This window comes from Rheinheimera riviphila (assembly GCF_004005945.1).
In the GTDB taxonomy this organism is placed as follows: Bacteria; Pseudomonadota; Gammaproteobacteria; order Enterobacterales; family Alteromonadaceae; genus Pararheinheimera; species Pararheinheimera riviphila.
In genome coordinates, this window is sequence record NZ_SACS01000002.1 from 143,019 (window position 1) to 165,502 (window position 22,484).

The window sequence follows — 22,484 nt, forward strand, 5'->3', positions numbered from 1 at the left end:
GCCAGCCGCAGCAAGAAGTTATTTTACCTGATCAGAACAACAAAATGACCAGAATAATCCGTACTCTGGCAATTTTGCCGGATAGTCACTTTTTGGATCAGCGGGTACCTGATGTTCAGACAACGTGGTGCGCAGTCACAAAAATCCAGCTTCATCCAAAAAACAAGGCGCAACTCATTGAAGAATTGCGCCTTTGTAATGAACTCTGAAGTGATTCAACCGGGAAAAACCGGCTTACAGCTCCAGTTTAGCCTGACGGATCGCCGCCACAAAGACGTCGTAAATTGCATAAACAGTTGCCTGATCCAGCGCTTTGCCGTCTTTATCACGCCATTTAATGGCAGTGCCTTTGTCAGTTTTGCTCAGATGTAACTGATATTCGCCTTCAGCAATCGGCAGTACCGGTTGCTCTTCGCCACCCCAGATTGAACCCCAGAAACCAGCATCCGGTTTGGTGAAGTTGACGTAATAAACATAATCGGTACGGTTTAAGTCAGTCACCGTCAACGAAACCTGCTCGAACAACAATTCCAGCTGATTCCAGGTCACATCGATGGATTGCGTAGTTAACAACACGGCTTCATCTTTTTCATTGACGGCGCGGGTTAACAATACATCGGGCAGACTGGCTTTGGCCGCTCTGATTTTTTCCATCTCGACGGTCGCCAGATGATCAATCATCCGATTTAAAAAATGTACTTCTTCACGGCGCTGCGCAATCGCAGTAATCGGCTGTTCGGCTTGTGAATACTGATGTTGCAACATGGCAACCCGCAGTGCGGCAGTACGGCCATGAATTTTTGGTTCCAGTAACACCTGAAACTTACTCTGCTGCGTCAGTTCCTGCGATTCCCACAACCACCAACCCGTTTCTTCAAACTGACTGATCCAGTCGGTCTGCCAGTTGCTCTCACCAGCCGCGGTAACGACAATATTGTTCTGGGTGAAAAATTCATTCAAATTAGTGGTCAGGTACGGCATTAAATCGCCGGTGAACTCATTACGCTCAAAAAACACCCGCACTTCTTTGTCATCTTCTTCTACCCGGGCATTGGTTGAAACCGCCAGCACCTGCATCGGCGCTTTTAATTCAACCGCATCACCACGGGCACCCGCAGCAACGGCTGCCGGAATATCAAATTGACCAGGCTTTCTCGGCGCAATGAGCCCTTTTGGGATCGTCAGTTCGTTGATTTTTTTAATTTCTGTTGCGGTTGTTGGCTCTGGAGTTGTCCACAAAGAACAACCAGATAACAACAAAGTGGCCAATACTGAGCCGGAAATCCAATAATGCACCTAAAAACTCCTAAAGATTAATTTTGGCTTGTTGCAGCGCTTGTTCGATTACAACCTGATGGATTGGTTCCAGCCGGGTTAAAGGTAAACGGGCAAAATCTGACTGAATAAATCCCATCCGGCGTAATGCCCACTTGGTTGGAATTGGATTGCTTTCAATAAATAAGTCACGATGCAGCGCTTGTAACTGACTGTCAACGGTCACGGCGACCTCGCGGTTGCCGGCTAAAGCCGCCTGAATCATCGCAGTCATGCCTTGTGGGGCCACATTGGTTGTCACCGAAATAACACCGTGCCCACCTTTTAACACAAATTCTGCAGCAGTGGCATCATCACCGCTGAGTAAACTAAAACCTTTTTCACAGCACTGCTGTAGTTCAGCAAGTCGGGTCATTGAACCCGTGGCTTCTTTAATGCCAACGATGTTGTTGACGGCACTGAGTTCACCAACAGTCGCGGCCAGCAAATCAACGCCGGTGCGGCCAGGCACGTTATACAGTAAGACCGGTTTGGCAGCAGCGGCAGCGACCGCTTTAAAATGCGCAATCATGCCTTTTTGCGTTGGCTTGTTGTAATAAGGCGTGACCGTTAAAAAACCGTCGATGGCAAATTGGTTGAGTTGCAGGGTTTTTTCAACGGCTTCAGCGGTTGAATTGGAACCGTTACCGGCGAGCACCTGACAGCGCCCGGCCACTTGTTCAATCACCGCGGCCAACACTTCCAGCTGTTCCGAAAATGGAATGGTTGCTGCTTCACCAGTCGTACCCATAATGATCAGGCCGTCAGTGCCATGCGCTATCTGATACTCCACTAATTGCTTTAAACCGGCATAGTCCACCAGACCACTGTCGGTCATTGGGGTAATCAGGGCAACATAACTTCCTCTGAACATAACAACTGCTCCGTAATTTTCAGGCTGCCTATGGTAATGACGCGGCCTGACAAACACAAGCAACAGCGACAGCAGCTGATGAATTTTCAACGAACTATGGTAAACTCGGCGGCCTTTTTACAGCATTTTGGCATAAGGTTGTTCCCAAAGATGGCTCAACAATTGGTGGTTACGGCAATTGGTACCGATCGCACCGGTATCGTCAGTCAGCTGGCGCGTCTGGTCAGTGATTGCAACTGCAACATTGTTGATAGCCGCATGGCGATTTTTGGCAACGAATTTACCTTTATTATGTTGTTATCCGGCGATGCCGCCGCCATCAGCAAAATTGAATATTTATTGCCAAGTTCGGGTCTGGCGCTTGATCTGCTGACGATGACCAAACGTACCTCTGCCCACAAACCACAGCCGTTATCTAAACCTTATCAGCTGTCTTATACCGGCCCTGACAAAGTTGGCACTTTGGGGGCGATGTCCAGTTTGCTGGCGGATCATCAGGTGTATATTGGATCCTTGCGCTCAGAAACGGTAGTGAAAGATGGTATGCCATTGACCAATACCGTGATGACGGTGCAGTTGCCAGCCCAGGTTCAGCCACAACAGCTGCAGGCGCTGATTGACCGGCAGCTGGCTGACATGGCGCTGACCGGTAGCTTTGAACCCCAAGGTTAATGAACAACAGCGGTGTTTGAAGCCGCTGAACAAATTGTGAGTGAGTATTTAAACCGTCTTCAATATCATCCCGCTGGACCATCCAGCCACCCAAGGAGCTACCATGCACATGTTAACTGCAGGCGATACCGCCCCAAATTTTTCGCTGCTCAATCAAGACAATCAAACGGTAGTGCTCAGCGAATTGCTGAAAACCCAACAAGTGCTGGTGTATTTTTACCCAAAAGCCATGACCCCCGGCTGCACGGTGCAAGCCTGTGCCTTGCGTGATAGTCAGGCTGAACTCGCAGAAAAAGGCGTCACCGTGGTTGGCATCAGCACCGATCCGGTGAAAAGTCTGAACAAATTTGCGCTGCGCGATCAGCTGAATTTCACCTTATTGTCTGATCCAGAGCATCAAATTGCTGCGGCTTTTGGCGTCTGGGGCGAGAAAAAATTTATGGGTAAAGTGTATGATGGCATCCATCGCACCAGCTTTTTAATTGGCAGTGATGGCTTGATTAAGCAGGTTTATCAGGACTTTAAAACCAGCAACCACCATCAAGTCGTGCTAAAGTCACTGCCATAAACCGCCAGCAAGCGACGGTCTGTTTCGACTGGCGGCATCATCAGGAGCGTCGACCATGAAATTATATTATGCGCCAGCGGCTTGTTCCCTGGCTTCTCACATCGCCTTGCTTGAGGCTGGTCTGAAATTTACCGCGTTAAAAGTTGATTTACGCCGCAAAACCCTGGCCGATGGCAGTGATTACCGGCTGGTTAATGCGCAGGGTTATGTGCCCGCCCTGCAACTGAAAAATGGCGAAGTACTGACCGAAGGCCCCGCTATTTTGCAATATATTGCCGATCAGGCACCGGCCAGTAATCTGGCGCCAGCCAATGGCAGTTTTGCCCGCTATAAACTACAAAGCTGGCTGAATTTTATCGCGACTGAGCTGCATAAAAACTTTACCCCGTTATTTGATCCCACTGCCGCTGAAGCCACCAAAAGTGCCGCACAGCAAAAATTAGTGCAGCGTTTAACCCAGCTTGATCAGCAGCTCGCCGCATTGCAGTATCTGGTCGGCGACTATTTCACCATCGCCGATGCCTATCTGTTTACTGTGGCTGGCTGGGCCAAATTGGTGAAATTTGACCTGACCCCTTATCCGAATTTATTAAGTTATGTCGCGCGCTGCAATCAACGTCCTGCGGTGCAAGCCGCCCTGGCCGCTGAAGGCCTGTTACCTAAAGGAGCCTAACCTGATGACCCGATTTTTGTTATCACCAATGCTGATCGCCCTGGCATTGCCATTTGCTGTCGCTGCTGAACCAGCATTATTACAAACTGAAAAACACGCCCTGAACATTGAAACCGTCGCCAGAGGTTTGTCACATCCATGGGGACTGGCATTTTTACCGGATGGCCGGTTGTTGGTGACCGAACGGGATGGTCAGTTGCGGTATGTCACTGCGGGTAAATTAAGCGCGCCGATCAGCGGTCTGCCGCCGATTGCGGTGGGTGGTCAGGGCGGTTTACTTGACGTGCTGCTCGATAAAGATTTTGCTACTAACCAGAAGATTTATCTGAGCTATGCCGAGCCAGGTGCCGACAAAGCCAGCGCTGACACCAATAGCACCGCCGTATTGCAGGCGACACTTGCCGGCGACAGCATAAAAGACACCAAAGTACTGTTTAGCCAGCAGCCCAAAATTAACAGCAAATACCACTTTGGTGGCCGGTTGGTGCAACAGGCTGACGGTAACTTATTTGTGACTTTAGGCGATCGCGGTAGCCGGCGTGAAGACGTGCAGCCGTTATCAACGCACATTGGTAAAGTGGTCCGGATCACCAATACCGGCGCAGCAGCGGCCGGCAATCCTTTTGCCGCCAAAGCCGACGCCAAGCCTGAGTTATGGTCGTTTGGCCATCGCAATATTCAGGGCGCGACCCTGGATAATAGTGGCCGTCTCTGGACCCATGAACATGGCCCACAAGGCGGTGATGAAATCAATATCACCAAAGCCGGTCTGAACTACGGCTGGCCACTCATTACCTATGGCGAAGAATACGGTGGTGGTGTGATTGGTAAAACGGCGGCCGCTGGCCTCGAACAACCGCTGCATTATTGGGTGCCTTCGATTGCGCCAAGTGGCATGGAATTTTATCAAGGCGCGTTGTTCAGCGGCTGGAAACAGAGTTTATTAGTAGGCTCGCTGAAATTTGGCCAGTTGGTGCGGCTGGAAATCAAAGACGATAAAGTCAGTCACGAAGAGCGGATCCGGATCGGCAGCCGCATTCGTGATGTCAAAGTGCATCCGGATGGCAGTGTTTATCTACTGACCGACGAAGATAACGGCGCGATTTTACGCATCACCCCGATGAAATAACCTTGGATCAGCCGGCGTCACTGCCGGCTGAGTACTGTCATGTCTGCTAAGTTTTCCTTCGTTTTTAAATCACTGCTGAGTGTCACTGCGGCTGTTGCCTGTAGCCCTGTTTTTGCAGCTGGCTCAGACGCCGCAGCTGCCTCCGAACATGCTGCGAATATAGCTAAGAGCAAAGCTGAGATTGGCAATGCCGTTGAGACTAATATCGAGCGACTGGTCGTGACGGCCACCCAACAGCCTAAGCCATGGCTCAGTAGCAGCGCCGCCATTAACAGCCGCGATTTAACCGACGAAGCCCCGGCGCTGGATATCGCGTCTTTACTCCAGGGATTACCTGGCGTGCAGGCCGACCAACGCGCCAATTTTGCCCAGGATAGCCGGATCAGCCTGCGTGGTTTTGGCAGTCGCAGTAGTTTTGGCGTGCGTGGCATTGAAGTGTTACTGGATGGCCAGCCCTGGTCGACGGCCGATGGTCAAAGCCAGCCTGGCAGCATGCTGCTGGATCAACTGGGTTCGGTTGAAGTGTTGCGTGGCCCGTTTGCTGCATTGTATGGCAACTCCGCCGGCGGTGTGTTGGCGTTGCGAAGTAAACCGATAGCGCCGCCGTCGGTCAGCCTGACGCAGGTTTCAGGCAATCAGCTGCAACAACAGCAACTGCAAGCCAGCAGCGGTCAGACTGAACTTTCACTAAAGCAGCTCAAACATGACGGTTTCCGGCCTCACAACAGCGCAGAAAAACGTCAGGCCAGCCTGCGGCAAACGCACCTGTTCGCCGATTATCTGCAACTGAATTGGCGTTATGATTGGTCGGACGATCCACTGCTGCAAGACCCACTCGGGCTGACTTTTGCCGAATGGCAGCAAAACCCCAGCCAAACTGCGGCAGTCGCCACGCTGTTCAACAGCCAGAAAAATAGTGCACAGCGCCAACTGAGCATGCAGCTCGAGCCGTTGTCAGGCGACTGGCAACTCGGCGTCTGGCACGGGCAACGTGATATTCAGCAACTCCTGGCGTTTAGTGGTGATGCCATCAGTTCAGCCGGCGGTGTCGTCAATCTGAACCGACATTTTTTTGGCCTCAAAGGTCAGCGCCAATTTGAACTTGGCCGCTGGTGGCTGCAATATTCAGCGCAGTTTGAACAACATACCGATCAGCGTCAGGGTTATGTCAATCAACGGGGCAGTATTGGTGATTTGCGCCGCGATGAAAGTGGTCAGGTGCAAAGCAGCGAGCTTGGTGTTCGCAGTGAATATTTATCGGCTGATCGGTGGCGATTCAGTGCCGGGGTAAGATTGAGTCAGCTGAAGTTTGCCGTGACTGACTATTTTATCCGGCCGGGTAATCCGGACGATAGCGGCGAGAAATCCGATCAACATCCGTCATTCGCGCTTGGCGTCAGCTATCCGCTATTACCGGATTTGAGTTGGAGCCTGAATATGGGTCAGGGTTTTGAAACGCCAACGCTGACCGAAATGGCTTATCAAAGTAACGGTGGTGGCTTAAATCTGGCACTAAAAGCAGCGCGCAATCAGCAAATTGAAACCGGTGTTAAATATCAGACCGAAGCGACTCTAGCATCTTTGGATTTGTTTTATATCAAGAGCCGTGACGAACTGGTGGTGGATCAGTCCGTTGGCGGACGTACCAGCTATCGTAATGCGGCTAGCAGCAGCCGCCACGGTCTGGAACTTTTCTGGCAACAACAGTGGTCCGCACACTGGCAACATCGATTCAGCAGCACCCTACTCGATAGCAGTTTTGAAGTGCCAAACAATACCCACCGCTTGCTGCCTGGTGTCGCGCGGGTGCAACATGACTGGCTGCTGGAATATCGGCCATGGCAGGACGACCGCTGGTTACTACGTACGCAACTGAACTATCGTGGCAAACTCTGGGTCGATGATGCCAATAGTTTAAGTGCGCCTGCGGTGACTTTGCTGCAACTGGACAGCCGCTGGCAATTTGACTTGCAACACAGCCAGTGGCAATTTTGGTTAGGTCTGGAAAACGCGCTGGATAAAACCTATGCCGGCGCCGTGGTGGTGAATCAGGCCAATGGCCGTAGTTTTGAACCCGGCATACCGCGGCAATGGGTGGCTGGTATGCAACTGACTATCACACTGGATTAAGCACTGGATTAAGCACTTAGTTGGCGCTTAGTTGAGCATTGCACTGAGTACTCAACTTGGGTAGCACAAATCTGAACCTCCAAGATTTAATTAACTGTTTTATATCGGTATTTACTATTTTTTGGCGGTCCTGAAAATGTTAAGGATAACTTTTCTCATCAACAGCGGAATTGGTTATAATCGGCTAAGAGACCGTGTCGAGTGAAAAGGTAGCAGCGCCATGAGTGGACCAGGAAATCGCAGTAAACTGCCCGAGAATCCAACCTTAAAAGACATCAACTGGTACAAAAAACAAATCAACTGGGGCGAATTACCACCTTTTTATCATATGGTGGCGCAGTCACTGGGTGAGTCCGAAGGTCTGCTCACTCATGGTTTTGACAACGCCATCAAACGCATTATTGATAAACGGAACTGGAACCTGCAGTTGCTCAAAGGTTATGTCGACAATGCCAATATTATTCACTGTGAACACAAACCGCGGATTGCCCTCTATCAGGTTTTTACTGACCGTGGATTTGAACTTCATGCGCTGCCGTATGCCAAAGACACTGAAATCGATCAGTATGTGAAAGGCAACCGGTTGATGGAGTTTAAACTCTGGGATCCGATGTCCATGCGAATGGTGTTACGGATCAATCAGTTGCATAAATTTATCAGCTTTTATTTTGAACACGGCGACGATGCCGATTTTGCATTAATTTTGTATTCGCACAAGCTGGTCAATGCGGCGATTGAGTTTTTGCAAAAACATGTTCAGGTAATGAAGGTCGATGGTGTATCCATTCGTCAGTTTTTCGACCAACAGGAAAAGATCCTTGGTCAGGCGGATGCCGATGAACTTCAGCTTTCGGCGTTAAAAGCCGGGATAACAGAGTCAAAAAATAGATGAAGTTATGTGTAGTATGGGTCTGTAGTATTGGATTAAGTTTGTTGCTGTGTTGCCCTGCCGATGCAGCTACCCCGCTGCCCGATCTTGGCGGCAATGCGTTTGCCACCTTAACTCCGGAGAAAGAAAAACAAATTGGTGACGTGATGATGCGGCAAACCCGCGCCAGTTTGCCGATGGTGAATGATCCGTTGCTCGACGAATACCTGAACAATCTTGGCAACGGCATGGTCGCCAAAGCGGAAGGCGTGCGTTTTCCATTTCAGTTTTACTGGGTCAATGATAAAAATATCAATGCTTTTGCCACCCTGGGTGGCCATATAGTTTCGAATACCGGTACTTTGGCGGTCGCTGACAGTGAAAGTGAATTTGCTTCGGTGATGTCACACGAAATTGTCCACGTCACGCAGCGCCATATTGCCCGCTCGGTGGAAGCCCGTTCGCAATCGGCACCACTGACGTTAGCGTCATTATTGGGCTCGATTATTCTGGCGACAGTCAACCCCGAAGCCGGGATGGCCGGTATTATGGCGAGCCAGGGCATGGCGCAACAATCGGCGATTAACTTTACCCGCAGCAATGAACAGGAAGCCGACCGGATTGGGATCCAATTATTGGCCAATGCCGGGTTTGACCCTTATGCGATGCCGGAGTTTTTTAATAAACTCAGTGAAAGAACCAGATTCAGCAATACCCAACTGGCTTTTTTATACACGCACCCGTTATCACAAGCACGGATCAGCGATTCCCGGGTGCGGGCACAACAATTTCAACAACGGTTTGTGCCGGACAGCACCGATTTCCCGTTAATTCAGGCGCGGATCTGGGCGCGTTATCAGCTGGACAATGAAGGTGCAATTGCCCATTTCCAGAAAAAAATGGCAAGTCCTGGCGGTAATACCAAAGCCAATCATTATGGACTGGCGTTGGCGTTGTACGATAAAAAAGATTATGCCGCAGCCGAACAATTGCTGAGTAAACTGCGCAGTGAAGATGACAAAAATCTGTTTTATCTTGATGCGATGACCGATGTGTATATCAGTACCAATCGGGTCGACAAAGCGCTGGAAATGCTGGAACAACAATATTTATTGCGGCCGAATAATCAAATCATCACCCTCAATTACGCCAATGCGGCGATGCAGGGAAAATCCTACCGGCTGGCACTGCACTTGCTGCGCAATCTGTTGTATTACAAAAACGACAATTTTTTAGCCTACGAAATGTTAGTGGATGCCTACAAAGGTCTGAATGATATGGCGCGTTATTATGAAGCGCGCTCCGATTTGTATTATCAGCTGGCCAATTATCCAAAAGCGATTGATGACATTAACGTGGCATTGAATCAGTTGACCCAGGATGACCAACTGGAAAGCCGGCGCCTGGAAGCGAAGAAAAAACAACTGCAGACCGAATTTAGCAGACTTAAAAAACTTAACTGAGGACAAGGCCAATGTTGACGATCTATCACAACAATCGCTGCTCAAAAAGCCGCGAAGTTCTGGCGTTACTCGAGCAGCTCGGCAAACCTTTTCAGGTGGTTCATTACCTGAATGAGCCACTGAATGAATCCGCACTGCGCCAGCTGTTGGCGCGACTGCAATTAAGTCCGCGTCAGTTACTGCGGGATAAAGAAGACGAATATCATACACTTGGCCTTTCTGATCTCAGCCTGTCGGATGACTTAATTATTCAGGCGATGCTGGAGCAACCAAAATTGATGGAACGCCCAGTGGTGGTGATGGGAAATAAAGCGGTCATTGCCCGTCCGGCAAACCGGTTGTTGGAACTATTTTGAGAGATGCTGTGTTGAAAGAAGATCTGTTGCGCGAAGCTGTTCTAAAAAATAACACTGTGCTTATTTTGTATTTTTCCCGCCACGGATCCGTGGCTGCGCTCGCAGAAAAAATTGCTGTTGGCGTGGTGGCCGCTGGCGCAACTGCGATGATCCGCACTGTACCTAACTTGAACCCTGACTTTAACAGTGACTATCCAGCGCTGCATCCACTGATCGAAAAAGATGAACTGATCCAGGCCGATGCACTGGCGTTAGGCAGTCCAGTCCGGTTTGGCCTGATGGCCGCCGAAATGAAAGCATTCTGGGACAATACCAGCGATCTCTGGCTCAAAGGTCAGTTGATTGATAAACCAGCCGGTGTGTTTACCTCGTCCAGTTCGATGCATGGCGGGAATGAAGCCACGCTGTTGGGGATGATGTTGCCGCTGTTGCATCACGGCATGGTATTGCTGGGGATCCCCTACGAAGAACCCGCTTTGCATCAGACACAAACCGGTGGCACCCCTTATGGCCCGACACATGTCAGCGGCAGCATTGCCACGACCCTGCTGTCGGCGCACGAACAACAACTGGCGATTTCCTTTGGAAAACGTCTCGCAACGATTGCCGGAAAGTTATCATGAGTTTGTTAATTGCAGCAGAAGTGCCAATGGCACCAAAAACCCGTCGTTTTTTATTACTGGGCCAGCTTGGCTTTGGTTTGTTATTTCTGCTAATGCCGTTGTCGGTGTTGTGGCTGAACCCACCAAAGCTCGGCAGCCAATGGGTGTTGTTAGCGCTGTTGTGGGGGCCGTTATGGTTTCCGCTGGTCGGCATCATTCGTGGCAAAGCTTATACCTTCGCCTGGGCCAATTTTATTGTGATGATTTATTTTGTGCACAGTCTGACCAATCTGTGGGTTAGCAGCAATATTGCGCTACTGCTCGCCCTGATTGAACTGCTGGCCAGTTGCCTGATGTTTGCCGGCTGTACTTATTACGCCAAATTCCGTGGTCAGGAACTGGGATTGAAAATTCCAAAGTTAAAAGACGATCCGGTGCGGCAATCCTGATCCGCCGCTAGTTGGCTGCTGGTGTTTCAGCAGTCGCTGCAGGCATCGTTGGCTGATACTGCTGTAATAACTGCTGGATATAACCGCTTTGTTGCAGTTGCTCAAACGACTGCAACAGCGCGGGTCGCAGCGGCGAGTCGAGACTAATGGCACAAAAAATTGCCGGCGGTTTTGTCCATAGCGGGTCAAAACTTAACGCTACCTCAAATTTGCGTTTGGACATCACATATCCCAACGATAAATCCACCGCCATCACTGCATCCAGCCGCCCTTGTGCTAGCCGGGTCAGGTTGCTTTCCAGCGAGTGCGCGTCATCACGGATCAGCAGGCGTTCGGCAAATGCTTGTTCGAGCTCGGGATAAACAAAACCCCGAATGGTGCCGATCCTTTGGTGATACATATCGCTTAACTGCGCTACAGGTTTACTGTCACTGCGCCGGACCACTAGCTGCGATGAATGAAATAACGGCCCAACCCAAGCCAAATCCTGCGGTCGGCTCACCCAATCCGGACTTAAAAAACAACCGACATCGGCCTGATTACTGATCAGCCAGCCTTCAACCCTGGCTCTTGGCACATCTAAATACAGCACCGGCATTTGATTCAGTTGACCGATTTTATCAATCAGACTTTTGCTGATCCCGCCCATCAGTTTGCCTTCAGGGGAAAACATGGCATAAGGCACCGGGTTGGTTTCACTGACCACAGCACGCAAAACCGGCGCCGTCGCAGCAGCTGTCGCGCTTGTTTGCGCCGATGCACCGGTCATCAAACACAGGCATGCCAGCACCAGCAACACGGGAAAACTTTGCTGTTGTTCCCGATAAAGACAAGGATAAACCTGCGGAAAAATACCGTTTACTGATGTCACATTTACCCGATCCCTGCACTTCTCGTGGATCAATTCTGTCATCCGCAGCGGCCTATAACATTCAAAGTTGACAACAACAGCGCTCAGCATCGAATGAACGTTGTGCCTTAACCATAGCAAAGTTTTTACCTGCAGTCGCAATACATCATGCACAAAGCCTCAGCTCAGGAACTATAGCAATCCAATGTCGGCTTACTCGCGTATAACGGCAGAGTTTGCTGATGATGCGAGGGGGAATTTTGACAGAAGTAGCGTTATTTCCATTAAGTCAGGTAGTACTGCCAGGTGGGCGGATGAAACTACGGGTGTTTGAACCGCGTTATATCCGACTGGTGCGGGAAGCTTGTGCGGGTGGTCGGCCTTTTGTCAGTGCGCTGCTAAATCCTTATGTCGCACAAACACATCCGGATCGGATTTTTCCGCTGGCGACTTTGGTCCAGATCACTGACTTTACCCAGTTAGATGACGGGCTGCTTGGCATCACCATTGAGGGGTTGCAAAGAGTTGAACTGGCTGACCGCTGGCAGGAAACTGATGGCTTGCATGTCGCCAACGGTATTGTGTTGCCCGACTGGCAGGAAACGCCGTTTTTACCGTCCCATCAACAGCTCACCCAGGAACTCAAAACGGTGTTTGCGCAAAACCCGCAACTGGAAAGCATGTACCCCAAGCCGCATTGGCAAGATGCAACCTGGCTGGCGCAGCGCTGGATTGAAATTCTGACCATGCCGCCGCCACTAAAATATCAGCTAATGGCAGCAGACAATGCCACACCAGCGCTGGATGCACTCTGTAGCTGGTTACAACAGCAGGACAGCGAATGAATTTTCTGTCCTTGCTAATTAATCCCAAGATATTTATGAACTTGCACGCTTAACCGCCAGTTGTGTGCCATACAGGCTTCGATTGCTAGCTGAGTGGCTTTGGCTTTTTGACTGATCGGCTGCAGGTAAATCAGCTTGTTTTGACAATCCAGCCCAATCAGTAACTGTTCCAGCTCCTGCACATGTTTCTCCATCGCCACCGGATGTTTAATTTCGTTGGCGCGTTCCAGGCAGCTACGCAGCACTTCGTAACCGCCTTTCATATTGACCTTCGGCGACACAGTGACCCAGGTCTGCAGCGGCGCTAAAATTTCAAAAGTACCGGAAGTTTCGATTTGCGTGCTAAAACCCTGTTGATGCAACAGCTCACACAACGGGTTTAAATCATACATGCAAGGCTCGCCACCGGTGATCACCACATGTTTAGCGCGATAAGCACGCTGCTGAAACAGCGCCAGAATGGCCTGGGCATCGGCTTGGGCCCAGTGATCCGAATCGGCTTTTTTTTGCGTGGTATCGCCGAGTTGGATCAGTAAATCGGGCTGGATGTCCCAGGTGTGTTTAGTATCACACCAGGAACAACCGACCGGACAGCCCTGTAAACGCAGGAAGATTGCCGGCGTGCCGGTGTAGTTGCCTTCACCCTGAATGGTTTCAAATATTTCGTTAACTTTATACACGCTGAGTTGATTTCCTTTAGATGCGGCTAATTTTAAAGTACAATGCGCGCCCTTCTTTGGGTGCATTATAACGGGAGCGCACAGCATGCCGCAAAAAGTTGTTGTTATTTATTCGGGTGGCATGGATTCATTCACTGTGCTGCATAATGCGATCCGCGCTGGCCACGATGTGTATGCCTTGTCGTTTAATTATGGTCAGCGCCATGTCAAAGAGCTGGTTTGTGCACAGAACGTCTGTCAGGAACTGGGCATTCATCACAAGATCGTTGATATTTCAGCCATTAACCAATTAATTGGTGGCTCGTCATTAACTGACGATATTGAAGTACCAGAAGGTCATTACGCCGCTGATAATATGAAATCCACTGTAGTGCCAAACCGCAATATGATATTGCTGAGCCTTGCCGTTGGCTATGCCGTGTCGCTGGATGCGCAAGCGGTATATTACGGCGCGCATTCCGGCGATCACTTTATTTACCCGGATTGCCGGCCGGAATTTGTGCAGAAGATGAATGATGTCTGTCAGATCGCCAACTATGAACCGGTCGATATCATCAGCCCTTACCTGCAACAAACCAAAATTGAAATCCTCAAAGACGGTCTGGCGATGGGGCTGGATTACGGTAAAACCTGGACTTGCTACAACGGCCGCGAACAAGCCTGTGGTAAATGTGGTTCTTGTCAGGAACGGTTGGAAGCTTTTACCTTAAACAACACCCTTGATCCACTGCCATACGAGCAGCAATAACAGCGGCTGTTCGTGCTTTTATCAAAAAAATATGATTGAAAACAAGCTATTGCGGCGCAAACCGGCGCAATAGCTGATACAGCGCTTGCGTCGCGCTACTTGTGTCATCGCGCCGGCTCGCCAGATACATCTGCCGCTTTAATCCGCTATCTCCCAAGGGCCGGGTCACAATCAAGCCCTGACTGACAAAAGGCTCCGCCAACCAGGCCGGTAATACTGCAATCCCCTCACCTGCCGCCACCAATTGCAAAATCTGACTCGCCTGGCCAACTTGCCGTTGTTGGCCCTGAAACTGATTTTTCTTCAAAAAATAGCGGAATAAATCCTGCCGCTCGGGCGGGATCGGATAGGACAACAGCTTTTCAGTTTGTAAATCTTCCGGCTGGATGATGGTTTTCGCCGCGAGTGGGTGTTCAGGATAAATATAGGCCAGCAATTCCAGCTCAAAGAGCGGCTGAAAACTGACCTGCCCTTCCAGTCGCACGTCGGTGGTTAACACCAAATCTAACTCGTCTTTGAGTAAAGCTTCCACCGCGTGGTGCTCAATGTCGGTATCCAGCGACAACGTCACGTCCGGCCATTGCTGGCGGAACGCTTTTACGGCCGGCAGTAACCAGTGAAAACAGGCATGGCATTCCACCGTCAGGCGTAGCGTTTGCGCCGCGAACTCACCGTTTTTCAATTGCGCGGCGGCGATATCGACCAGAGGCAAAATCTGCGCCGCCAGTTCCAGTAGTATTTTTCCCTGACTGCTAAATTGCACCGGCTGGGTTTTGCGGATAAACAAACTGGCGCCTAACTGCTGTTCAGCATCTTTGAGCTGATGCGACAACGCCGACTGCGTCAGAAATAACCGGCTGGCCGCGGCCTGTAACGAGCCGGTTTGTTGCAACGACTGCAAAGTCCGCAACAGTTTTAAATCAATCATGATGAATTGTCTTCATTGAAACCGGAGTGGTTTTCCAAAGGTCTGCGAGCAGCATAACCCGACAATATAGACATTTCAACATCTAGACGTCCATATTGAGAATTAGTATAAGCGGGTAGGGTGTAACAGCGAGAATTAACTTAGGGATCTGCCAAGTCTCATGTTAACAGTGAGGTTAGAGTTAATTGTTAAATTAGTTAACAATTAACTCTAACCCGACAATTTACATTTGGAGTGTTTAGCGAACCGGTAAATCGAACTTGGCAAACATCCGGTCGATTTCTTCCTGGTTGCGCAATAAATTGGCTTTTTCAACCACATCCTTGGTCAGATGCGGCGCAAAACGTTCAATGAAGTCATACATATAGGTACGCAGGAACGAGCCTTTGCGAAAGCCAATCTTAGTGGTGGATGCTGCAAATAAATGGCTGGCATCAATCGAGACTAAATCTTTATCCAGCTCCTGATCCATCGCCATCGACGCAATCACGCCAACGCCCAGCCCTAACCGGACATAAGTTTTAATCACGTCGGCATCGGTGGCGGTAAACACAATTTTCGGCTCCAGCCCTTTTTCGCCAAAAGCACGGTCAAGTTCAGAGCGACCAGTAAAACCAAACACATAAGTGACGATTGGGTGTTTGGCGACATCTTCAATTTCAATCCGATGCGCCAGTTGCGCCAGCGGATGGTCGTTACGGACAATCACACTGCGGTTCCAGTGGTAACAAGGCAACATCACTAAATCACTGAATAAATGCATCGCTTCGGTGGCGATGGCGAAATCCGCTTCGCCGCGGGAAGCTGCTTCAGAAATCTGCTGTGGCGTGCCCTGATGCATGTGCAATGACACTTTCGGGAATTTTTTCATAAAACCGCCAATCACCTGTGGCAGCGCATAACGGGCCTGAGTGTGGGTGGTGGCGATATTGAGTTTACCTTGATCAGGTAAGGTATGTTCTTTAGCGACTGCTTTGATACTTTCTACTTTGGCCAGAATTTGCTGAGCAATTTCAATTACATCACGACCAGCCGGTGTCACATGGGTTAAATGTTTACCACTGCGGCCAAACACCTGAATGCCCAACTCATCTTCCAGCATCCGCACTTGTTTACTAATGCCCGGCTGCGAGGTATACAAGCTCTCCGCTGTGGCGGATACGTTAAGATTGTGATTCAGTACTTCGACAATATAACGCAACTGTTGTAATTTCATGTGTCAGCCTTCCGTTATTGACATATGATTAGGCATATGTGCAGATGCTCTGATTATTCCAGCCAAATCAAAATTTGGCCGTCGCTATAACCAATAGTAGCTAAAAATTGTAAAAATCAGTAGCACTTTTTCACCGCAACCTCGCATTCTCCGTCAGAAGGAAAACCAAGATCGTGGAACATCCGGAAATAGATTTTGCCACCGTACTGGCCTCCGCCGTACACGATATGAAAAACTCCTTGTGTATGCTGATCCAGTCGATGGATTTGCTGCAACAGGACTTAGCGCCATTATCAGAAAACGCCAGCACGGAGCTGGCTCGGATCCATTACGAAGCTTCACGGCTGAATACCAATCTGATGCAACTGCTGTCGTTGTACCGGATCGAAAAAGATCAGCTACCACTGCACCTTGATGAATATTTTGTCGAGGACTTGCTGGAAGAAGTGGTGATCAAAAATGAAATGTACAGTCAGCAAAAGCAAATTGCCGTGCAGGTTGAAACTGAACATCACTTAAGCTGGTTTTTCGACAATGATTTGGTCAGCAATCTAATTAACGATATGTTCGTCAATGCGTTGCGTTATAGCTCGGGCAAATTGCTGCTGAAGGCCAGTATCGAAGACGCTCAGCTATGCCTCGAATTGCATGACGATGGCGTCGGTTTTCCGGATTTTATGCTGGAAAACAATGACAACAGCATGACTCATTTTAATCTGGCAGCCGGACGCACTGGTTTAGGCCTGTTTTTTGCACACTTAATTGCCAAAGCCCACCGTAATCAAGGTCGCCACGGCCGCATTGAACTGAGTAATGGCGGTCGTTACGGTGGTGGCGTCTTTCGGTTGTGGTTGCCGTAACTCACTGGCAGAACATTGGTAATTTTGCCAATTTCTGTTTAAGATGCTTGAGATATACCTAGTCAGAGGTTCCGATGGTTTTAACCATAATCATAGTTCTGGTGATTGCACTGGTGGTGTTCGCCGTCATCACGAACGCGATGCAGCAACATAAAGACAGGTTAGCCACGCTAAAGCGGGCTGAGTTCTCCAAGTTGCGTAGTATGCTGGAAGATACCGAAGAAATCCTGCTGAACGCTGCCAATGTGCCGTTGACATCAGGCATTAGCCAAATGCTGTTAAAACGTATCGTCTATACCCTCAAAGCGATGGTCGAATTGGAACCGGGCTCACGCGATCTAAAAAGCCGATTGGCTGACACTGAAAAACGTCTGACTGAAATGCCGCCAGGCCAAGGCAGCATCTCTGAAAACATCAGTTTGCCAGACAATGACAAACAAATTATCGGCATGATCCAGGGTATTAAAAAGCTGCGCACCATTTTGCGCGCCGAACATGCCCGTGGCAATATTGAAACACAGCTGGTGGTGCAGGAAGACCGACGCCTGGAAAATTTGCAGTTGCGGATTAATGTGGAAAGTCAGATTAAACGTGGTAATCAGGCCCGCAATGGCCAGATGCTGGGCTCAGCACGGCAGTGTTACGAAAAAGCCTTAATCACCTTATCGAATGCTTCACATGCCGACGAATATGTAGTGGCAAAACGCAACGAAATGAATTCGATTCTGGCGGAAATTGCGGAAGAGCTCAAAGAAGGCAATTTACGGGACCGGCAGAAAAAAGCCGAAGCGGAAAACAATGACTTGGACGTGTTGTTTGCCCCCAAACGCAAATGGTAGGGCTGAAATCCTCTGGTTACCCTGGTATGCCCCTATCTTAGTCAATCAAATAACGATTAAATTTTTGCATATAAAACAATGATAAAGGCCACCGAAGTGGCCTTTTTTCATAACAAGTGAAAGCTGAGATTAAGCTTCCGCTTTACTTTCCTGCCACTTGCCATCTTTAAACCACAATGACCAGCCAGAAGCTTTGCCATCTTTTTCTGACATCACATACTGCTGTTTAGTCTTGCGACTCCAACGCACAACCGTTGGGTTCCCCGCTGGATCTTGCGCCGGTGCTGCTGTCAGATATAAAAACTTCGGCACTAACCGGTCTTTAAAGCGTTGCAGTTCAGCCACTAACGGCGCGCGGGTTTCACGCGAACGTGGGAAAGTAGAAGCGGCCAGGAATAAACCAGCTGCACCATCCCGCAGCACAAAATAAGCCTCAGACTTTTCACACTTCAGCTCAGGCAAATGTACCGGATCTTCTTTTGGTGGCGCTGCTTCGCCGCTACGCAGCAATTTACGGGTATTTTTACAGTCACTGTTGGTACAGCCAAAATACTTGCCAAAGCGGCCGGATTTTAACTGCATATCAGAACCGCATTTTTCGCATTCAATCAGCGGACCGTCGTAACCTTTAATTTTAAAGGCCCCACTTTCCACCAGATAACCGTCACAGCCCGGGTTATTACCACAGACATACAACTTGCGTTGCTCGTCGAGCAGGTACGAATCCATCGCAGTACCACACTTCGTACAGCGCTTTTTCTGGCGCAGTACTTCGGTTTCCAGCTCATCATCATCCGCCACTAACACCGCTTCGTCGCCTGGCGTTAAATTCATGGTGGTGGTGCAACGTTCTTTCGGCGGCAGGTTATAGCCTGAGCAGCCTAAAAACACCCCGGTACTGGCGGTACGAATCCCCATTTTCCGGCCGCAGGTCGCACAATCGATATCCGTTAACACAAACTGATTGGTACGCATACCACCTTGCTCAACGTCAGCTTCGGCTGTTTTGAGCTGGTTGGAGAAATCACCGTAAAAACTATCTAATACCGTGCGCCAGGACAATTCGCCATGGGCGATATCATCGAGCTTCAGTTCCATATTGGCAGTGAAGTCGAAGTTCATCAGATCGCTGAAATTTTCAACTAAACGGTCGGTGACAATTTCGCCCATTTTTTCAGCGTAAAAACGTTTGTTGTCGACCTTCACATAACCACGTTCCTGAATAGTCGAAATAATGGCGGCATACGTAGAAGGCCGGCCAATACCACGTTTTTCTAGCTCTTTGACCAGACTGGCTTCGCTAAAACGCGCTGCAGGTTTGGTAAAGTGCTGTGCCGGCAACAACTGCTGTAACGACAGTACTTCACCAACTTTCACGTCCGGCAGTTCTTTTTCTTCTTCGTCTTTGCGTTTTTGCGCCGGTTGCACTCGCGTCCAGCCATCAAAACGCAGCACACGGCCTTTAGCTTTGAGTTCAAAATCACCAGCCTGTACTGTGATGTTCGTCACATCGTACAAAGCGTTTGGCATCTGACAGGCCAAAAACTGGCGCCAAATCAGCTCGTACAGTTTTTTAGCGTCGGCTTCCATATCACCAAGTGCGGTGGCCTGCACATTAACATCCGATGGACGGATGGCTTCGTGCGCTTCTTGCGCGTTGGCTTTGCTGCCGTAAGTCAGCGGCTGCTCTGGCAGATACTGACTGCCAAACTGTTGTTCAATAAATTCGCGCACTGCGGTGACCGCATCAACCGACAAGTTGGTTGAATCGGTACGCATATAGGTGATGTAACCCGCTTCGTACAAACGCTGCGCCAACATCATGGTTTTCTTCACGCCATACCCTAAGCGCGTGCTTGCCGCCTGCTGTAAGGTTGAGGTGATAAAAGGCGCTTGTGGTTTGCTGCTGGACGGTTTGTCTTCACGATCGGTGACTTTGTATGCAGCATGCTGTAATAACGCGACAGCGGCTGCGGTATCGGCCTGATTGACCGGCCGGAAGGCTTTACCTTGCTGACGGACCACTTCGAGATTCAGTGCAACGGTATTGGCAGTGGCGGTTTGGGCATCCACTGTCCAGTATTCTTCCGGTACAAAGGCTTTGATTTCGCGTTCGCGTTCCACCACTAAGCGTACCGCGACCGACTGCACCCGACCTGCGGACAAACCACGGGCGACTTTTTTCCACAACAGCGGTGACACCATGAAACCCACCACCCGGTCTAAAAAGCGACGGGCTTGTTGGGCGTTAACGCGGTCAACATTCACAACACCAGGTTCAACAAAGGCGTTTTTGATGGCGTTTTGGGTGATTTCGTTAAACACCACCCGTTTGAATTTTTGATCGTCGCCGCCAATGATCTGCTGGAGATGCCATGCGATGGCTTCCCCTTCACGGTCTAAGTCTGTTGCCAGATAAACGGTGTCAGCTTTTTCTGCCAGCGCTTTGAGTTCTTTAACGACTTTTTCTTTGCCAGGCAGAATTTCATAACGGGCTTTCCAGCCATTGGCCGGGTCAATACCCATCCGGTCAACCAGCGCCAGATACTCTTTTTGCGCTTTTTCAAGCTTCACTTCGCTGGTTTTACTCTTGTCTTTATTGCTGCTGGTAGGCAGGTCACGGATGTGTCCAACGCTACTTTTTACAATAAAATCATTGCCCAAATACTTATTAATCGTTTTAGCTTTTGCCGGTGATTCGACTATTACCAGTGATTTCGCCATCGTTGTTCCGAGATCCCTAAACTTATGTGGCCATTCTACATGTCTTTTTAACGTATATCCGCAAACTGAAGTTGTGACAAGTGAATAAACTCATTATTATCGTGAAAGCCCGCTATTTACGGGGCATTCTGGTGATTTAATCACCGAAAAAAATGAAGCAATCTATCAACGGCCGCAATAAAAACAATAACAGTGCCCCTTCCCAACTGAAGGAATAAAGCAAAAATGAAGTATTTCGAAGCAAACTTTGACGGTCTGGTTGGGCCGACGCACAACTATGCCGGTTTATCCGTCGGCAATGTGGCGTCACTCAACAATGCCAAAAATAGTTCAAACCCAAAACAAGCCGCTTTGCAGGGCTTGCAGAAAATGAAAGCCTTGTCCGATCTTGGCATGGTGCAGGGTGTGTTAGCACCACAAGAACGACCGGACGTCTACACTTTACGTCGGTTAGGTTTTACCGGATCCGACGCCGATGTGATTGCTAAAGCGGCAAAACAAGCCCCTTCGGTATTCCGGGCGGTTTGTTCAGCATCCAGCATGTGGACAGCCAACGCGGCGACTATCTCACCAAGTAAAGATACCCTGGATGGTAAAATTCACTTCACGCCAGCGAATCTCACCAACAAATTCCACCGCTCGTTAGAACCTGAAACCACCGGCCGGATTTTGCAGGCGATGTTTAATGATGAGCAACATTTTGCCCACCATAAACACTTGCCGGACAACGACCATTTTGGTGATGAAGGCGCAGCGAACCACACCAGGCTTTGCAGCGACTACGGTGCCAAAGGCGTGGAATTGTTTGTATTTGGCCGTTACGCCTTTGACTACAACAAACCAGCGCCACGTAACTTCCCGGCCCGTCATACCTTTGAGGCTTGTGAAGCGGTGTCGCGTTTGCATGGTTTATCCGATGACAAAGTGGTCTACATCCAGCAAAGCCCGGAAGTGATTGATCAGGGCGTGTTTCACAATGACGTGATAGCTGTCGGTAACCAAAACGTATTGTTTTATCATCAGCAGGCGTTTGTCGACAGCGCACTGAAACTAGATGAAGTACGACGCAAGTTTGGCGATGCCAGCGAGCTGCACCTGATTGAAGTTTTTGATCATGAAGTGACAGTGCAGCAAGCGATTCAGACCTACCTGTTTAATACCCAGGTGATCACGCTACCATCCGGCGAGATGGCAATTCTTGCGCCGACCGAATGCCGTGACCATCCGCAAGTATCGGCTTACCTCGATCAGTTGACAGGCCGTGGTACGCCTATTCGCCAGGTCCACTATTACGATGTAAAACAAAGCATGCGTAATGGCGGCGGCCCGGCTTGTTTAAGGCTGCGCGTAGCGATGAGTGAGCAAGAGCATAAAGCGGTCAACCAAAACGTTCTGCTTAATGATGCGCTGTTTAACCGGCTGAACCTCTGGGTCAACACCCACTATCGCGACCAGATTTCCGAAGCCGATTTAGCTGATCCACAGCTGTTAAATGAATCGCGTACGGCACTGGATGAATTGACGCAGATTTTGAAATTGGGTGCGGTTTATCAGTTCCAGCGGTAGGATATTGTGTTCGCAAATATGATAAAACCTGCTTAATTGCAGGTTTTTTTTGCAGCTGTCTCGATGAATGGTCACCTTATCGACAAGCTATTTTCAGCCAAATACCTGTCCATATGCCAGGCGTCATTTC

Annotated in this window: 22 protein-coding genes; 15 read left to right on the top strand and 7 right to left on the bottom strand. The window is 49.5% G+C overall.

What is annotated here, in order from left to right:
- Window positions 1-234: 234 nt before the first annotated feature.
- A complete protein-coding gene (gene bamC / locus EOE67_RS03030; RefSeq protein ID WP_127697574.1) occupies window positions 235-1,296 on the bottom strand; it encodes an outer membrane protein assembly factor BamC in 1,062 nt (353 codons plus the stop codon).
- A gap of 10 nt (window positions 1,297-1,306) precedes the next feature.
- A complete protein-coding gene (gene dapA, locus EOE67_RS03035) occupies window positions 1,307-2,188 on the bottom strand; it encodes a 4-hydroxy-tetrahydrodipicolinate synthase (protein ID WP_127697575.1) in 882 nt (293 codons plus the stop codon).
- A 150-nt stretch (window positions 2,189-2,338) separates the two neighbouring features.
- On the opposite strand from dapA, the gene EOE67_RS03040 reads away from it, so the two are divergent.
- The 10 genes from EOE67_RS03040 to EOE67_RS03085 all read left to right on the top strand — a co-directional run bounded on the left by EOE67_RS03040 (window position 2,339) and on the right by EOE67_RS03085 (window position 11,098).
- Entirely contained in the window at window positions 2,339-2,860 is a 522-nt protein-coding gene (locus EOE67_RS03040; protein WP_127697576.1) for a glycine cleavage system transcriptional repressor, read from the top strand.
- Window positions 2,861-2,963: 103 nt separating this feature from the next.
- Window positions 2,964-3,428 (top strand): thioredoxin-dependent thiol peroxidase, encoded by a 465-nt coding sequence (gene bcp, locus EOE67_RS03045; protein WP_127697577.1) that lies wholly within the window; start codon window positions 2,964-2,966, stop codon window positions 3,426-3,428.
- A gap of 55 nt (window positions 3,429-3,483) precedes the next feature.
- Window positions 3,484-4,101 (top strand): glutathione transferase GstA, encoded by a 618-nt coding sequence (gstA, locus tag EOE67_RS03050; protein ID WP_127697578.1) that lies wholly within the window; start codon window positions 3,484-3,486, stop codon window positions 4,099-4,101.
- 4 nt (window positions 4,102-4,105) lie between these two features.
- On the top strand, window positions 4,106-5,230 hold the full coding sequence (locus EOE67_RS03055; protein ID WP_206099416.1) for a PQQ-dependent sugar dehydrogenase: 1,125 nt from the start codon (window positions 4,106-4,108) through the stop codon (window positions 5,228-5,230).
- Between the two features lie 39 nt (window positions 5,231-5,269).
- Complete coding sequence (locus EOE67_RS03060) at window positions 5,270-7,360, top strand: TonB-dependent receptor family protein (RefSeq protein ID WP_127697579.1); 2,091 nt, start codon at window positions 5,270-5,272, stop codon at window positions 7,358-7,360.
- A 220-nt stretch (window positions 7,361-7,580) separates the two neighbouring features.
- Window positions 7,581-8,252, top strand: a complete 672-nt coding sequence (locus tag EOE67_RS03065; RefSeq protein ID WP_127697580.1) for a hypothetical protein — start codon at window positions 7,581-7,583, stop codon at window positions 8,250-8,252.
- Window positions 8,249-9,691 carry a beta-barrel assembly-enhancing protease gene (gene bepA, locus EOE67_RS03070; RefSeq protein ID WP_127697581.1) on the top strand — a complete coding sequence of 481 codons (1,443 nt, stop codon included), beginning with the start codon at window positions 8,249-8,251 and terminating at the stop codon, window positions 9,689-9,691. Before EOE67_RS03065 ends, bepA begins: the two co-directional genes overlap by 4 nt.
- 11 nt (window positions 9,692-9,702) lie before the next feature.
- Complete coding sequence (arsC, locus tag EOE67_RS03075; protein WP_127697582.1) at window positions 9,703-10,047, top strand: arsenate reductase (glutaredoxin); 345 nt, start codon at window positions 9,703-9,705, stop codon at window positions 10,045-10,047.
- Window positions 10,048-10,055: 8 nt separating this feature from the next.
- A complete protein-coding gene (wrbA, locus tag EOE67_RS03080; RefSeq protein ID WP_240652696.1) occupies window positions 10,056-10,670 on the top strand; it encodes an NAD(P)H:quinone oxidoreductase in 615 nt (204 codons plus the stop codon).
- Window positions 10,667-11,098 (top strand): DUF2069 domain-containing protein, encoded by a 432-nt coding sequence (locus tag EOE67_RS03085; RefSeq protein ID WP_240652697.1) that lies wholly within the window; start codon window positions 10,667-10,669, stop codon window positions 11,096-11,098. The genes wrbA and EOE67_RS03085 overlap by 4 nt, the downstream gene beginning before the upstream one ends.
- Window positions 11,099-11,105: 7 nt before the next feature.
- On the opposite strand, the gene EOE67_RS03090 is transcribed toward EOE67_RS03085, so the two are convergent.
- Window positions 11,106-11,969: a substrate-binding periplasmic protein gene (locus EOE67_RS03090; RefSeq protein WP_164852202.1), complete on the bottom strand. Its 864-nt coding sequence runs from the start codon at window positions 11,967-11,969 to the stop codon at window positions 11,106-11,108.
- Between the two features lie 239 nt (window positions 11,970-12,208).
- On the opposite strand from EOE67_RS03090, the gene EOE67_RS03095 reads away from it, so the two are divergent.
- Window positions 12,209-12,793, top strand: coding sequence for an LON peptidase substrate-binding domain-containing protein (locus EOE67_RS03095; RefSeq protein WP_127697584.1), 585 nt, complete (start codon window positions 12,209-12,211; stop codon window positions 12,791-12,793).
- A 14-nt stretch (window positions 12,794-12,807) separates the two neighbouring features.
- Here the strand turns inward: EOE67_RS03095 and queE are convergent, their stop codons facing one another.
- Window positions 12,808-13,473, bottom strand: a complete 666-nt coding sequence (gene queE, locus EOE67_RS03100; protein WP_127697585.1) for a 7-carboxy-7-deazaguanine synthase QueE — start codon at window positions 13,471-13,473, stop codon at window positions 12,808-12,810.
- An 85-nt stretch (window positions 13,474-13,558) separates the two neighbouring features.
- Here queE and queC point away from each other — a divergent pair, with 85 nt between their 5' ends.
- Window positions 13,559-14,221, top strand: a complete 663-nt coding sequence (queC, locus tag EOE67_RS03105) for a 7-cyano-7-deazaguanine synthase QueC (protein WP_127697586.1) — start codon at window positions 13,559-13,561, stop codon at window positions 14,219-14,221.
- A gap of 46 nt (window positions 14,222-14,267) precedes the next feature.
- On the opposite strand, the gene EOE67_RS03110 is transcribed toward queC, so the two are convergent.
- Together EOE67_RS03110 and cysB are read right to left on the bottom strand one after the other, a co-directional pair.
- Window positions 14,268-15,149: a LysR substrate-binding domain-containing protein gene (locus tag EOE67_RS03110; RefSeq protein ID WP_127697587.1), complete on the bottom strand. Its 882-nt coding sequence runs from the start codon at window positions 15,147-15,149 to the stop codon at window positions 14,268-14,270.
- Window positions 15,150-15,387: 238 nt separating this feature from the next.
- A complete protein-coding gene (gene cysB / locus EOE67_RS03115; protein WP_127697588.1) occupies window positions 15,388-16,365 on the bottom strand; it encodes an HTH-type transcriptional regulator CysB in 978 nt (325 codons plus the stop codon).
- A 173-nt stretch (window positions 16,366-16,538) separates the two neighbouring features.
- Here cysB and EOE67_RS03120 point away from each other — a divergent pair, with 173 nt between their 5' ends.
- Both EOE67_RS03120 and EOE67_RS03125 read left to right on the top strand, forming a co-directional pair.
- Window positions 16,539-17,225 (top strand): sensor histidine kinase, encoded by a 687-nt coding sequence (locus EOE67_RS03120; RefSeq protein ID WP_240652698.1) that lies wholly within the window; start codon window positions 16,539-16,541, stop codon window positions 17,223-17,225.
- A gap of 74 nt (window positions 17,226-17,299) precedes the next feature.
- Window positions 17,300-18,064, top strand: a complete 765-nt coding sequence (locus EOE67_RS03125) for a hypothetical protein (protein WP_127697589.1) — start codon at window positions 17,300-17,302, stop codon at window positions 18,062-18,064.
- Window positions 18,065-18,193: 129 nt separating this feature from the next.
- Here EOE67_RS03125 and topA read toward each other — a convergent pair whose 3' ends face one another.
- Window positions 18,194-20,788: a type I DNA topoisomerase gene (gene topA, locus EOE67_RS03130; RefSeq protein WP_127697590.1), complete on the bottom strand. Its 2,595-nt coding sequence runs from the start codon at window positions 20,786-20,788 to the stop codon at window positions 18,194-18,196.
- Window positions 20,789-21,013: 225 nt separating this feature from the next.
- Between topA and astB the strand changes: the two genes are divergently transcribed.
- The gene (astB, locus tag EOE67_RS03135) at window positions 21,014-22,354 is read left to right on the top strand and encodes an N-succinylarginine dihydrolase (RefSeq protein ID WP_127697591.1); all 1,341 of its coding nucleotides are present in this window, start codon (window positions 21,014-21,016) and stop codon (window positions 22,352-22,354) included.
- Window positions 22,355-22,484 lie beyond the last annotated feature (130 nt).